The sequence below is a fragment of the Paraburkholderia sp. genome (genome assembly GCF_024281035.1).
Taxonomy (GTDB): domain Bacteria; phylum Pseudomonadota; class Gammaproteobacteria; order Burkholderiales; family Burkholderiaceae; genus Paraburkholderia.
The window spans coordinates 170,462-184,159 of the sequence record NZ_JAMXLH010000016.1; the positions used below are offsets into that span (position 1 = coordinate 170,462).

At 61.0% G+C, this 13,698-nt stretch carries 10 protein-coding genes; 3 read left to right on the top strand and 7 right to left on the bottom strand.

All coding sequences use genetic code 11. The annotated features are described in order from the left end of the window. Positions 1-260 precede the first annotated feature (260 nt). The 7 genes from Q0L30_RS04255 to tssK form a co-directional block, all read right to left on the bottom strand. Entirely contained in the window at positions 261-1,538 is a 1,278-nt protein-coding gene (locus tag Q0L30_RS04255; protein ID WP_296651590.1) for an MFS transporter, read from the bottom strand. 282 nt (positions 1,539-1,820) lie between these two features. Next, a complete protein-coding gene (gene tssE, locus Q0L30_RS04260) occupies positions 1,821-2,252 on the bottom strand; it encodes a type VI secretion system baseplate subunit TssE (protein ID WP_296651595.1) in 432 nt (143 codons plus the stop codon). Between the two features lie 13 nt (positions 2,253-2,265). Further along, positions 2,266-4,992 (bottom strand): type VI secretion system ATPase TssH, encoded by a 2,727-nt coding sequence (tssH, locus tag Q0L30_RS04265; RefSeq protein ID WP_296651598.1) that lies wholly within the window; start codon positions 4,990-4,992, stop codon positions 2,266-2,268. 162 nt (positions 4,993-5,154) lie between these two features. Next, on the bottom strand, positions 5,155-5,640 hold the full coding sequence (locus Q0L30_RS04270; RefSeq protein WP_296651603.1) for an Hcp family type VI secretion system effector: 486 nt from the start codon (positions 5,638-5,640) through the stop codon (positions 5,155-5,157). 69 nt (positions 5,641-5,709) lie between these two features. Continuing rightward, positions 5,710-7,440 (bottom strand): OmpA family protein, encoded by a 1,731-nt coding sequence (locus Q0L30_RS04275; RefSeq protein ID WP_296651634.1) that lies wholly within the window; start codon positions 7,438-7,440, stop codon positions 5,710-5,712. 83 nt (positions 7,441-7,523) lie between these two features. After that, the gene (locus tag Q0L30_RS04280) at positions 7,524-8,255 is read right to left on the bottom strand and encodes a DotU family type IV/VI secretion system protein (protein ID WP_296651605.1); all 732 of its coding nucleotides are present in this window, start codon (positions 8,253-8,255) and stop codon (positions 7,524-7,526) included. After that, positions 8,252-9,604, bottom strand: coding sequence for a type VI secretion system baseplate subunit TssK (gene tssK / locus Q0L30_RS04285; RefSeq protein ID WP_296651608.1), 1,353 nt, complete (start codon positions 9,602-9,604; stop codon positions 8,252-8,254). Before tssK ends, Q0L30_RS04280 begins: the two co-directional genes overlap by 4 nt. 571 nt (positions 9,605-10,175) lie before the next feature. Here tssK and tssB point away from each other — a divergent pair. The 3 genes from tssB to Q0L30_RS04300 all read left to right on the top strand — a co-directional run. Then, positions 10,176-10,688, top strand: a complete 513-nt coding sequence (gene tssB / locus Q0L30_RS04290; RefSeq protein ID WP_296651611.1) for a type VI secretion system contractile sheath small subunit — start codon at positions 10,176-10,178, stop codon at positions 10,686-10,688. 73 nt (positions 10,689-10,761) lie between these two features. Then, positions 10,762-12,321 (top strand): type VI secretion system contractile sheath large subunit, encoded by a 1,560-nt coding sequence (gene tssC, locus Q0L30_RS04295; protein WP_296651613.1) that lies wholly within the window; start codon positions 10,762-10,764, stop codon positions 12,319-12,321. Between the two features lie 89 nt (positions 12,322-12,410). Next, on the top strand, positions 12,411-13,698 hold a 1,288-nt coding region (locus Q0L30_RS04300; protein ID WP_296651616.1), incomplete at its 3' end, for a type VI secretion system Vgr family protein.

Genomic DNA, 13,698 nt, shown 5'->3' on the forward strand with positions numbered 1-13,698 from the left:
TCGATGGCTCGATGCCGAACGCGTATGTGAAATCGTTTAGCGGATCATTCGCGACGCATTCTCTGGGGCGAGAGGAAGAATTCGCAAAATTTGGCTCGGAATTCCGTGCCGTATCCATTGGGCAGATTATCCCGCTCCGCATCGGTCCGCTAGCGGGCCGAAATCTGCGGCACGGGATACTAGCTCAAGCCGGGCTTCGCACAGACGTAACCCGGATCGGCAAGCATTACGCTCGACGTCTGACGCCGAATGACAATGACTTATTCTTCTCCGACACTGATCGCGCGCCTCCGCTCCCCCACAGCGTGACAAGTCGTGGCGTATTTCTGGCGGTCCAGACGCCACGACAGTACGGTGATCGCGAGGCTTACGACAGCCAACGCGCAAGCTGCCAAAGGTACAGCCCGTACACCGAACCCGTGGTCAATCACCGTACCGCCCAACCAGGCGCCCAAACCGTTTCCCAGGTTGAACGCCGACACATTAACCGAAAGTGCGAGCGTCGGCGCCGCCACCGCCACGGCTTGAATGCGGGCCTGCAGCGAAGGAATGATTGAGAACCCGATAGCGCCGAAGAAGAACAGGGTGATGGCGGAAAACGTAGGCACGATGCTGGTCATCCAGAAGACGGCGAGGACCAGGACCAGGCTACTCAACACCGTAGTAACGCCGCGCATGACATGTCCGTCTGCCAGCCGGCCACCAACAAAGTTACCGATTACTGCGCCGATACCGAACACCATCAGTAGTGCCGCGACCGCACTGGGGCCAAACCCGCTCACATCCATCAGCAACGGGACAACATAGGTGGATGTAGTGAACACCGCGCCCTGCGCCAGCACTGTGGTTACCACTGCGAGTTGAAGGTTGCGATGAGTCAACACGCTGAGTTCTCGACGCAGAGCACCAGATGTCGTCTGCTCAGCATAGGGCAGTTTCGATGGCGTGAACGCGGCAATCAGGATGATGGTGAGCACGGCAACCACGACGATGGCCACGAACGGCGCGCGCCACCCGAGATGCTGGCCGATGAACGTCCCCAATGGTGCTCCTAGCGCGTTGGCCAGGTTGAAGCCCAGAGCAATCTTGGCCATCGCGGAACCTTGTCTGTCGACTGGCGATAGCAGTGCCGCCAGATTAAAAGCAACAGCGACGAACGTTCCGTGACTGAGCGACGTGAATACCCGCGCGGCCATCAACATTCGGTAATCAGGCGCGAACACAGCTCCGATGTTGCCAAGCACGAAAAGCGCCATGAGCCCCAACACCAGTTTCTTGCGTGACAGGCGAGTGGTCAGCAGAGTGACAATCGGGCCGACGATGGTGACTCCGAGGGCGTAGCCGGTGACCAGCAGGCCCGCCTCCGGCACCGACACGGAGAGATCGGCGGCAACTACCGGCAGCAGCCCGGAAATGATGATCTCTGTGGTGCCAACGCAGAACACGCCAAGCATTAGAGAAAACAGGATTATAGGCATGAAGATATCTTTGAAATTAACGTGAATAAATAGATTGCACTGCAAAATATTAGGCAACACACTGGCTTTATCTTGTTACCGCCAGATTTCACGTATCGAAATTCCACGTTGAACTATGATGTTGGATCAACCTTCCTCACGCGCATTAGATAGCAAAAGCGTAGATTTTGATTTTGAATCAGATCGCAGGTGAGAAACCTGCTTGATAGTCGCATTGTGCCCATGCCAAACAAAGACATATAGGACCGGGACGAGGATGGCAGGCGACATATTGGACACTCATCGTTCGCTAACACTTAGCGATGCTCGCACGCGCAGGGGGCTCATCCCTGTGCCGCTCCATTACCTGCCGTGATCTGCGCTGATCAGCCGCTCGATGCGCATTTTGCGGGGAGGCTCGAAATACGTCCCGAAACGCACAAGCCCCGCATGTTTCAGCGTGCAGACCATGGTGAAGCTCACGAGCACACCCGGGTCCGGTTTGTCGTCGATTTCAACTTCAACCGACCGCAACCGCGGTTCGAACTTCAGCAAGGTCGCCTCCAGTTGTTTGCGCAGATCGTGAACCGACGCGGGCAGGTTCCGGTAGACGTCAGTCAGATCGGGCAGCCCGTAGTCAGGGATGTGCTTTAGCGCACCCACACGCGTATTGAGGATGCGACGGATGTTCGCCTGGACGCTCAGGATTTCGAGGGTGTTGTGGTCGTGATCATCGAGTTCCTCGCCATCGATGTGACCGAGCAGCACGTCGTAAAGGGATGGACCGGCGGGCATAACATGGCTCCCCTCAGATAATCGACGCCTGTGACGATGCGGTGGCGATAGCCGGTTCGCCGCGGTCGACAAAATGGAGTGTCAGAGTGCCGTCGGCGGAACTGGACAGCAGAATTTGCGCTGTTGGGGTTCCGCTTGCCATCCGCGCAAGCAGTTCGCGCGAAACGGCGGGCAGGACACGCCGGTTGAGGAATGCATCTACATTGCGCGCGCCGGATTCGCGCGAGACGCAGCGTGCGGTCATGGCATCGATCAGTGAATCGTCGCATGACAGTTGGGCTCCGTGCAGCCGATGCAGGCGCTCGGCCACTTTCGCCATTTTCATGCGCGCGATGGCTGCCAGTGCATTCGCGTCGAGTGGCCGATAAATCAGCGTCTGAAAGCGCGCTAGCAAGGCTGGCTGAAAGTGCGATACGAACTGCGGATGAACCGCTTCGAGCAGGGCGCTGTGAGCGATAGCAGGATTGTCGGCGGTAGCTTCGTCGATTTGTGCGCTGCCGAGGTTGGATGTCATCAAGATCACGCAGTTGCGAAAATCTATTTCACGTCCTTCTCCATCGCGCATTGTGCCGCGATCGAAGACCTGATAGAACAGGTCCAGCACGTCGCGGTGGGCTTTTTCTACCTCGTCGAGCAGTATGACACTGTACGGACGCTGGCGAACCGCCTCGGTGAGGATGCCGCCGCGGCCATAGCCGACATAGCCCGGAGGCGCTCCCTTGAGTTGAGAAACCGTGTGGGATTCCTGGTACTCCGACATGTTGATCGTAGTCAGGGCCGCCTCGCCGCCGAAGAGCAAATCGGCAAGCGCGAGCGCCGTTTCGGTTTTGCCCACGCCGGAAGGACCTGCCAGCAGGAATACGCCGAGTGGCGCATGCTCGTTCTTCAAACCTGCCTTTGCCGTGCGCAGGCTTTGCGCGAGTGCAGCCAGTGCGTCGTCCTGCGCAACCACCCGCTTTGCGAGCTGTGCCTCGAGCGTGAGCAGGCTTTGCAGCTCGTCGTCGAGGAGATTGCCGACCGGCACGCCCGTCCATTCGGCGACGACGCGTGCAACCACCTGAGCATCGACATCGGCGAAGATGAGCGGCGTCTTGCCTTGTGCGCGTGCAAGTGCGTTGCGCGCTTCAATTACTGTGTTTTCGGCGCAATCGGGGTTGGCATCGTCGCGTTGCTCGAGCAGCGCCTGCACGTGCCCCAGTTCTTCATCGTAGCGTTGCTGCAGACTGTCGAGCCGCGCCGTGGCAGCCGCGAGCGCAGTGTGGAGTGCGGCGCGTCGCGCGTCGGTGCCCGCGACGCCGGCGCGCCCATCGTCTTCCACCATGGCGATCTCGAGATTGAGCGCAGAAATGGCGGCGCGTGCGTGCTGCAGTTCCGCTGGAGGTGATTCGAGGCCCATGCGCACGCGGGCCGCCGCGGTGTCGATGAGATCTACCGCCTTGTCCGGCAACTGCCGGGCAGGAATATAGCGGCGGGAGAGCGTGACTGCGGCCAGGAGCGCCTCGTCGCGGATATGAACGTTGTGGTACGCCGCATATCGGCTCTTGAGGCCGCGCAGCATCAGGCAGGCTGCTTCATCGTTGGGCTCGTCGACCTTGATCATCTGGAAACGCCGTTCGAGCGCCGCATCGCGCTCGAAGTATTCCTTGTACTCGGACCACGTAGTCGCGGCGATCGTGCGCAGTTCGCCGCGCGCGAGTGCGGGCTTGAGCAGGTTAGCTGCGTCGGCACCGCCTGCTGCATTGCCCGCACCGATCAGCGTATGAGCCTCGTCGATGAAAAGCAGGATCGGTACGGACGAGGTCTGTACTTCATCGATCACATTTTTCAGGCGCTGTTCGAATTCGCCCTTGATGCCCGCGCCAGCCTGCAGCCGACCGAGATCGAGCGTGAGGATGCGTACGTCGCGGATCGTATTCGGCACCATGCCTTCCGCCACCCGCAGCGCCAGGCCTTCGACGAGTGCGGTCTTGCCCACGCCCGGTTCCCCGACGAGGATCGGATTGTTCTTGCGGCGGCGTGCGAGTATCTCGATCATTTGCCGGATTTCACGATCGCGGCCAAACACGGGGTCGATCTCGCCGCGATGAGCTTTTTCCGTCAAGTCGATCGTGAAACGGCCGAGCGCCGCGCTTTCCATGCTGCGCGTCGTCTGCACCGCTTTCGCTTGCGGTACTGCATGGGCTGCACGGGTTTGCTCAGCGAGCGCGATTGCGTTCGCTGTGGCGTGCGGTTCGATGGGGGTGTTTTCGCAGGATCGCAGTCCGAGACGCGGCAAGAGCCGCTGGATCTGAGCGCTACCGACGGACAGGAGCGGCCAGGCATGGGGTGCACGCAGGACGTGCGGCGCGTCGACAATGGCTTCAAGCAGGTTGCCGGAACGGATCGGTGCATCGTCGGCCAGAGCCGACGCATGAAACCACGCATCGTTCAGTACCACGGCCAGCTGTGGCGAAAGGCTCGGGCGGCCCCGCAGCGTGCGCGGTGTATGTTCGATGGCCGCGAGCAGAGCATCCCACACGGCGTCCGCATTCATATCGTAGTGGTTCAGGATGGCCGGAATGTCGCCGTCTCCGGCTTCGATCAGTTTGAGCAGCCAGTGCTCGACCGAAATCTCGTCCGCTAACCGCATCTGGCACAGGCTCGCCGCCGCTTCGAGTGCCTTCGTGCAGTGTGGATTGAGACGGCGCAGAAGTGCGTTGATATCCCGCAAGGCGGTGCTTCGGTCGTGGCGCAGGGTCATGGTCGGGTTGCTCGCGCAAGAGCGCATCAGGCAGGAGGAGGGGGCGCGGATGGCGGCTGCCCCGTGCAGCAAGGTTGCCAGCCCGCGCAGGCGGGCTGGCAGATGGATCCGCAAAACGAGGCCGTCATGCGAAACCGGACTCGGGACCATCGTCGGCGAGGATCAGGAACGCTCGTTCCAGGTGTCCTTGTGGATGATGTTCCCGTCCTTGTACGACCAGGTGATCGTTTCGTAGCGCAGTTCGACTTCTTCAAGATGGTTGTGCTTCTCGAAGTCGGGGTTCTTGATGTCCCACATCTTCGGGCGTACGGCCACGATTTTGACGTTGTCGAGTTTCGTGTTGAAGTACTCTTTTTCCTTGCCGGCGTCGTCGATCTTGTACCACTTGATCTCGGCGGCATCGAGTGTCTGGCCACTCGTGACCGCCTTGTAAAGATACGGCGTCGAGGAATCGGTTTCCTTCGTCAGGGTGATCGAGTTGTGCACGCGCGTGCCGGTGAGCTTGCCGGTATTGCCGTCGGTAGGGATGTACACGCTGTGATCGAAGGCCACGATCTCGACGCTGCCCTCACGGCCCTGGACCGTCACCGATCCCTTGATTTCGGCGCCGCCATCGTCCTTGAGCCACAAATAAGCCGGAATTGCCATTGCTTTACTCCATTCTTCGTACTGCGACAATTGCCCGGAGCGAGTGACCGGGCTTCAAGATCCCGAAGCTCAGACTTCGGGGGCAAAAATTTGCCTGACTGCTTCGTTTGTGTCCGCGCGCGCTGCGTTGCTCAAGGGGACACTGCTATTCATGGGCATATCGTGAGCGGCGTCGGGCACGAGCGTGATCTCGACGCGGCGGTTCTTCGCGCGCCCGGCTTCGGTCTCGTTGTCCGCAACCGGATGCGTGTCGCCATAACCTTGAATCGCAAAGTGCGTGGACGCCATGCCGGAAGCCTCGATCAGCCAGGCGCGCACGGCTTCGGCGCGCGCCGTCGACAATTTCAGATTGCTTGACGGGGTGCCCACGTTGTCGGTGTGTCCCGCCACGAGAATCCGCTTGCCGGGATGCTGTTTGATCATGTCGAGCGCTTCGACCATTGCGCGCGTCGAGCCGTCTTTCAGCTGTGCCTTGCCGCTGTCGAAGAGCGACATGCTGTCGAGTGTCACGACTGCTGGCAGCGGAGGCGGCGGCGCGTAGGAGGCAATTGCGTCGTTGAGCGCCGGGATCATTTGGGCGCCCCGGTACATGCCGAACGAGAGGCGCAGCGGAATGCCGGTTCGTGCGTAGCGGTCGAGTTCGTCGCGGTCGGTGACGAGCGTGTGCAGTGCATCGCGTCTTGCGGCGTCACGGGCGGCGGGGATTGACGCGTAACGGGCGAGATCGGCGTCGACACGTGCGAGCAGCGCCGCGTTGTTTCGTGCCGAACCGACGAATGCAACGGCCGCTGCGCAGGCTAGCAGTACGATGGCGTGCGCGAGTGCCGCCATCCGCGGGGGCATCCAGAGCCGTACGGGCAGCGCCCCGATCAGCGGCTGCGGCAAGGGCCATGGCGTGGGCGATGCGGTGGCTGCCGCACGCGTGACGCATGTCTGCATTTGGACGTCTCGCTCCCACGGGTTCGCGACGCCACTGGCGGGGCCGCAGTCGATCCACCCGGCGCCGAACAGCGCCCATGGCGCAGCGGGTTGCCGCTGGTCCGCGAGGGGTGCGATCACGACACGCTGTGTCCAGCCCGCGATTGAGGCGAGGGCCGCCGCGCGCGTGGCCGCCACACGGTTATCCGTCGCATGGCGGACTTCGTTCTCGGCTGCCCGGATCACCGTATCGAAACGCTGCGAGTCCGTCATGTGCACGGCCGACGAAACGCCATACCACTGCGGCGGCGTTGCCGGACTGGCTGGCTCGGTCGACAGGCGCTGATAGACGGCGATATAACCCGGAAAATGGCGTGTTCCCAGCAGGCGTGCCGCATCGCTGGCCGCCTGGCGAACCACGCGCAACGACTGTGCCAGCATCTCCGTATCGGCATGGAAGGCTGGTGCCACGGCGAGCACGATGCCGTCGGGCGCCCGGCCATCGCGCCATTGTTTGACGGCGACGGCAAGGCGCGGCAGATCGTTTGGCCGCTCGGCGCGCAGCCAGATCGCACCGGCGCCGACATGCACGAAGCGTGCTGCTTCGCCCCGGTCGAACAGCGCGGCAAGCGCGTCGCCCGTGACCAGCACGAGCGGCATGCGTGTGCGCAGCCTGACCGGGATGTCCACGGTTGCCGCGCCTAGCGCCGTCATGATGTGCGCGCTCCCGTTTCGTGCGCGCGACAACTGCCGCGTGCGCCAAAGCATGAGCAGTACGGCGGCGATAACGATCGCGCAGGTGAGCATAGAGGCAACGCTGGCGCCCGGTTGCACCACGAGCCAGATGATGGCGAGCGCCAGTGCAGCGGCGAACGCCGCCATCAGGCGGACGGGATAGCCGAGTCCTTCCTGGCCGTACGCTCGCGCGTGGCCGGGTTCGGAGGTCAGCACAGCCGGACTGGATTTCACGGACGGTCAACCTTCGCTGGTGCGATGTGTGCAAGCTGGTTATCGAGCGCAACGCTCCATATGCCCCAGACGATCGCGGCGGCGGCGCACGACACGCCTGCAATGGCCCACGGCGATAGCCGGTAGAACCAGTCGGAAATCCGGCGCGCTGCGCGGTCCGTCATGAACGGCTGCTCTACCGGCGGGCGAATTTTTTCCAGGCGCGTATTGAGTGCGGCGACCAGTGCTGCACGGCGTGCTTCACCATCGCGTGCGTAACGCCCCATGAATCCCATGCCGAGAATCGCCGAATAGCATTCGAGCAGGTCCGCATCGGGCGGCGTCTCACGCAGGCGCGCTTCGATGCGCTCGATTACGTGCTCGCCAGCGTCGTGCACCTTGAACCACTCGACCTGCAGCGGTGTCAGCTCCCAGCTGGCGCGGCTTTCAGCGGACAAGTGGCGCAACGCCGTTTCGTCGAGCAGGCCGCACTGGGCAACCAGCACTTCCCGCCGCACGTCTTCAGAATAGCCGCGCCGCGCGAGTGCATTTGAGAAGTCCTGGATTGCCTGTCTGCAGCGCTCACGAAATTGCGCCGCGTCCGGCGCCGTCGCAGTCGGGCCGAGTGAAGTCACGAGCAGTGCGGTGTCGCGCAGCAGATCCCGGATGCCTTTGCCGTCGAAACGGCTGGTACCGCCGGCGGCGTCCACGAGCGGTACGAAATTGCGAGCGTGAGTCTGGAGGGTCATGAGCGCAGCACCGCATAGAGTTCAAGCGAGGCGTCGGGAATCGACGCGGGCAGATAGATCTGGCAAGCACGCGCGGCGAGCATTCTCTCGTGCGCGGTATTCGTGGAGTCGAGCGCGAAGTACTGATTGTCGAGGCGCACAGGAATGGCAGCGGGTACGCGCGGCACGGCTTTGAGCGGAATGCCCGGCAGTGCGGAATTGATGACGTGCCCGATATCGTCCGGCGAGCCGATCTTGCACAGCCGGGGGAATTGCTCGGCAAGTTCGAATGCGGGCACGCGCGCGTTGACCGACAGGTACCAGTCTGCTGCGCCGTCCACGATGCGCTCGTCGAGGAACGAGCCCAGCCACGTCGTCGGGCTCTTTCGCGACAGTCCGATTGACACGACACGCGATGGAATGATGGCGTCGAGCAGTTCGCGGATCATGGCCTCCAGCTTCGCGAATACCTCATCGGCACGCGCGTGGTCCCACACGGGAATGTCCGCAAGCTGTGTTGTGGTCGAGAACGTCGTGAGTACGCTGGCAAGCTGGACCAGTGCGACATACAGGTGTTCGGGCGCGCGGGAAGGGTGCGACGCAAAAAGACGCAGTTGCGGCCACGCCGCGTGAATACAGTGCAGCAGCCAGAAGAGCTGCACGTCGGCGACGCCATATTCGGCGACCTGCTCCATCCGCTCGCTGCGGCGGGCGCCGAGCGCGAGACTCTTCGCCTGAAGAATGTCGGCGAGACGGTTGATCCGCTCGATATGAAGCGGGTGGCTGCCCAGCGTGAGGCAAGGCGGCACGAAACGGCGATCGACCTGGAACTGCCCGTTCGCTGCACGGGTGATCTGTGCAACCGCACATACCGTGTCGTCGGCATGAGACTCGAAATCGAAGAGCAGGCGAATCGCGTGACGCTCGACTGCGATCTCCGCCGCGTCGGCGCCGTACAGGTCTACGACCTTTACGAATTCGCGGTAAGAACGCCGCGGGCGCACGAGCGACGCCTCGTCGAAGCGACAGTTGTTGCCATTCGCATCTGGAAGCACCAGCGCGGCGAACACCACGACGCTCTGGCGCTCGACGGGCATGCCCCGGGTCAGGTCGCGCGCGGCAGGCAGTGCGTCGGCCACGGTCGTGTCGAAAGGCGTTCCATCCGGGAAACGCCCCCTCAGTTGCGTGAATTTCAGTCGCCCTGTTGCGAGTGCTTCCTCATCGATGTCGATGCCGAGCGTTCCCCACGGCTCGGCTTGCGTGGCGCACGCAAACTGCTGCAGTGCGAATCCCGACCACCGGTCCTGCTGCTGGAAGTGCTGCTGCGTGAGAATCAGGCCGTCGTGCCAAAGAGGTTTGTCGATCCGCATGTATTTCGGCATCCTGTGCTTTGGTTGATTCGGGACGGTGGATTCTAAACGCGATATCTTGCTGCTGTATAGCCAGGGACAAGATATTTATTGTGCCTTCGAGATAAAGGCCAACAGTTTCTGATGATTTGTAAATTCTCCGTGCGAATCGAGAATCTCGATAAGTTGAGGATGAGAATTGACAAAGTAAATTTTTGATAAAAAGTTGTGAAATTTACGGACTGGAGGTTATGTGTGTAGCTTCTTTGTGCTTGCAGACCGTCGGGTCGAATCGTCTATTTCGGGGTTTTTTGTGAATTTTTCGGCGAGGTAAATTATTTGGAGATGGCTTTGTGGCAGATTTTTGTTGACTAATGAAAATAGTGTTTTGACGAGCTATTAATAATCTTGTTTAATACGCCGTCGCGAATCAATCACACAAAAATTCGGGCGTTGCCATATTTGTCGTGTGGTGCTGTCAGTGCAAATCCGTAATTCCATGATCCTCCATGTGGTGACGGACTGTGCGTGCATCGTGCGAGACACCGTACGGCAACAGATTTACTTTTTGCTCACTTTAATGAGGATAACTATGGATAGCTTCCAGCGAGAAATTCCGAAGAGTCGCGTTTCAATTACGCTGGACCTGCACACGGGTGGCGCGCAGAAGAAGGTCGAGCTGCCGCTCAAGCTGCTGGTTGCGGGTGATTTCAGCGCGGGACGCGAACAGGCACCGCTCGCCGAGCGCAAGAAAGTCAATCTTGACAAGAATAACTTCAATGCCGTGCTGGCTGACTACGCGCCGGACCTGAAGTTCGCCGCCGAAAACACGCTCGCCGCCGACGGCTCCGAACTGCCGGTGAACCTGTCGTTCCGGTCGATGAAGGATTTCGAGCCCGAGCAAGTGGCGCGCCAGATTCCGGAGCTTCAGGCGCTGCTTGCAATGCGCAACCTGCTGCGCGATCTGAAATCGAATCTGCTCGACAACGTCACGTTCCGGCGCGAGTTCGAGAAGATCCTCAAGGACAAACGTCTGTCCGACACGCTGCGCGGCGAGCTGGCACAGCTTGTAACGGCTGCGACGCAGCCAGAAGGACATGCCTGAGCGCGGCCGGACCAAAGCGGCGTTTACTGCCTTTCGCAACCAGGTTGCGTTTCAATCTCAGACAGGAACAGCAATGAACCAGAACGAATCCCGCCAGGCCACGCATGAAGCCATTGTGCGCGATGCCGCGCCCGAAGCCTTCGCGGATGGAAGTGACAGCGTGTACGCGGCGCTGTGCAACAAGATCAATCTCGAGCCGGTCGCCGAGGTGCGCCCGCTTGAGTCGTTCCGCGACAGCGACATGCTCTCCGAAGCGTCTGCTGGCGAGCGGATCGCGCGTGGCATGGAGGCATTTCTCGAACTGGTCGCCCGGTCGAACCAGCCTGTCGATCGTCTCGACAAGTCGCTACTCGATTTTCACATCGGGCAACTCGACCGCCAGATCGGCCGACAACTCGACGCTGTGATGCACGCCGCCGAGTTTCAGGCGCTGGAGGGGCGCTGGCGCGGTCTGAAGATGCTCGTGTCGCGCACCGATTTTCGCCGCAACGCACGGGTCGAAGTGCTAGACGTCTCGAAGGAAGCGCTGCAACGCGACTTCGACGACACGCCGGAGCTGATTCAGAGCGGGATTTACCGGCTCGCGTATATCGAGGAATACGACACGCCGGGCGGCCAGCCGATCAGCGCGATGATCAGCGATTTCGAGTTCGACAACTCGCCCCAGGACATCGCGCTACTGCGCAATATTTCAAAAGTAGCCGCTGCGGCGCACATGCCGTTCATCGGCTCGGTGGGCGCGGCGTTCTTCGGCAAAAAGTCGATGGAAGAGGTGGCGGCCATTCAGGACATCGGCAACTATTTCGATCGCGCCGAGTACATCAAGTGGAAGAGCTTCCGCGACACGGACGACGCACGTTACGTCGGGCTGACGATGCCGCGCGTGCTGGGTCGCCTGCCGTACGGCAAGGATACGGTGCCCGTGCGTGCATTCAACTACGAAGAGGCGGTGAAGGGCCCCGACCACGACAAATACCTGTGGGTGAATGCATCCTTCGCGTTCGCGGCCAACATGGCCCGCAGCTTTGTGAACAACGGCTGGTGTGTGCAGATTCGCGGCCCGCAGGCAGGCGGCAGGGTGGAGGACCTGCCGGTTCACCTGTACGACCTCGGTACTGGCGTGCAGCCAAAAATCCCGACAGAAGTGCTGATTCCCGAAACACGCGAGTTCGAGTTCGCGAACCTCGGATTCATTCCGCTCTCGTTTTACAAGAACCATGACTTCGCGTGCTTCTTCTCGGCTAACTCGACACAAAAGCCCGCGCTGTACGAAACCAAAGAGGCCAGCGCCAACAGCCGTATCAACGCGCGGCTGCCGTACATCTTCCTGCTTTCGCGTATCGCCCACTACCTGAAGCTGATCCAGCGCGAGAACATCGGCACGACGAAGGACCGGCGTCTGCTCGAACTCGAACTGAACGGCTGGATCAAGAGTCTCGTGACGGAGATGAAGGATCCGGGGGACGAATTGCAGGCGTCCCACCCGTTGCGCGAAGCGAAGGTGACGGTCGAAGACATCGAGGACAACCCGGGTTTCTTCCGCATCAAGCTCTTCATCATCCCGCACTTCCAGGTTGAGGGTATGGACATCGGGCTTTCGCTCGTGTCGCAGATGCCGAAGGCCAAGAGCTGATCTGAAATTTTCTGTGCACGGTACAGGCCGCCGGGGCCGCCCATGGCTGCCCCGGCGCGTTGCTGTGAACGCGTACCCGGAGGAATGCCATGTCGATGGTCATGCCATTGCAGGCGTATGAATTGAAGCTGGCGCCGCACCCTGCGCCGTTCTCGGTCGTGAAATTTGCTGGCGTCGACCGGATCAGCCAGTTGTACCGTTACGAGATCGAATTCACGAGCCCGATGGCGGGCATTGCGATGGATCAGGTGCTGGGGCGCCCGGCACGGTTCATCGTCGATCCCATCGACCCGGACATGGGCCGACTGCGCAGACTGTTTGGCAGCAACGCGGAACAGTTCAGCAACAAACCGCCCGCGCAAACCGTGCACGGCATCATCACAACATTCGACGAAATCGAAACTTCGGCCGATGAAACACGTTACCGGGTGATGCTCGAACCCAGACTGGCCGACCTCAATCGCGGCGTCGCGAGCCGCCTGTTTCAGAAGCAGTCGGTTGAAGAGATCATTACTGGCACGCTGCGGCACTTCGGTTACCGTGCCGGGGTTGACTTCGTGTTCGCGCTGCGGGGAGAGTACAGACGGCACGAATACGTCACCCAGTATCACGAGACAACATTCGCGTTTATTCAGCGGATCTGTGCGGAAGAAGGCATGTGGTTCCGCTGGGAGCAAAAGAAGGACTACGCGGCGATCGTATTCGGCGACGATCTCGATGCGTACGCACGCAAACAGCGCAGGGTGCCGTTACGTAGCGATTCCGGGCTTGAAAGCGTCGGGGCCGACGCGATCAAGACGCTCAGGCGGCGAACCCGGCGCGTGCCGGAGGGCGTGCGCCTGCACGACTACAACCACCGGCAGGCAGATGTGTCGCTGCTTGTCGACGACAACGCGGCACGCGGCGACAAGACCACCAATGCCATCGACTATCGATGGGGCGAGCACTACGGGACGCCAGCGGAAGGCAAACGTATTGCGCGTTTACGGCACGAAGCTTATCTGGCTGGCCAGACAAGTTTCGTGGGCACCGGCAATCCGTTCTGGCTCGAAGCTGGGGAGGTCATGCTGGTCGAACCGGCTCCGGCCAGCGCGAGGCACGGGATCTTCGTTACGTCCGTGCGTTCGCACGGTGCGCGCAACAAATCGTATCGGGTGACGTTCGAGGGCATTCCATCGGATCGGGTCTGGCGCACGTCGATGGCGTCGATCCAGCGGCCTGTAATCGAAGGCATTCTGCCCGCGCGTATCACGTCCCCCGGAAACTACAAATACGCGTACCTGACCGAGCAGGGCTGGTATGTGATCAGGCTGCCGTTCGATCTCGACGAATGGAGCCCGGGCGGCACAAGCCGGCCCGTGCGTTTCGCCAGGCCTT

What these genes read in the sequence shown, in the direction of transcription:
- Q0L30_RS04270 (WP_296651603.1), bottom strand. Translation starts at nt 5,640, where the DNA reads ATGGCAATTCCGGCTTATTTGTGGCTCAAGGACGATGGCGGCGCCGAA.
- tssH (WP_296651598.1), bottom strand. Translation starts at nt 4,992, where the DNA reads ATGACCCTGCGCCACGACCGAAGCACCGCCTTGCGGGATATCAACGCA.
- tssC (WP_296651613.1), top strand. Translation starts at nt 10,762, where the DNA reads ATGAACCAGAACGAATCCCGCCAGGCCACGCATGAAGCCATTGTGCGC.
- Q0L30_RS04280 (WP_296651605.1), bottom strand. Translation starts at nt 8,255, where the DNA reads ATGACCCTCCAGACTCACGCTCGCAATTTCGTACCGCTCGTGGACGCC.
- tssB (WP_296651611.1), top strand. Translation starts at nt 10,176, where the DNA reads ATGGATAGCTTCCAGCGAGAAATTCCGAAGAGTCGCGTTTCAATTACG.
- tssK (WP_296651608.1), bottom strand. Translation starts at nt 9,604, where the DNA reads ATGCGGATCGACAAACCTCTTTGGCACGACGGCCTGATTCTCACGCAG.
- Q0L30_RS04275 (WP_296651634.1), bottom strand. Translation starts at nt 7,440, where the DNA reads ATGGCGGCGTTCGCCGCTGCACTGGCGCTCGCCATCATCTGGCTCGTG.
- tssE (WP_296651595.1), bottom strand. Translation starts at nt 2,252, where the DNA reads ATGCCCGCCGGTCCATCCCTTTACGACGTGCTGCTCGGTCACATCGAT.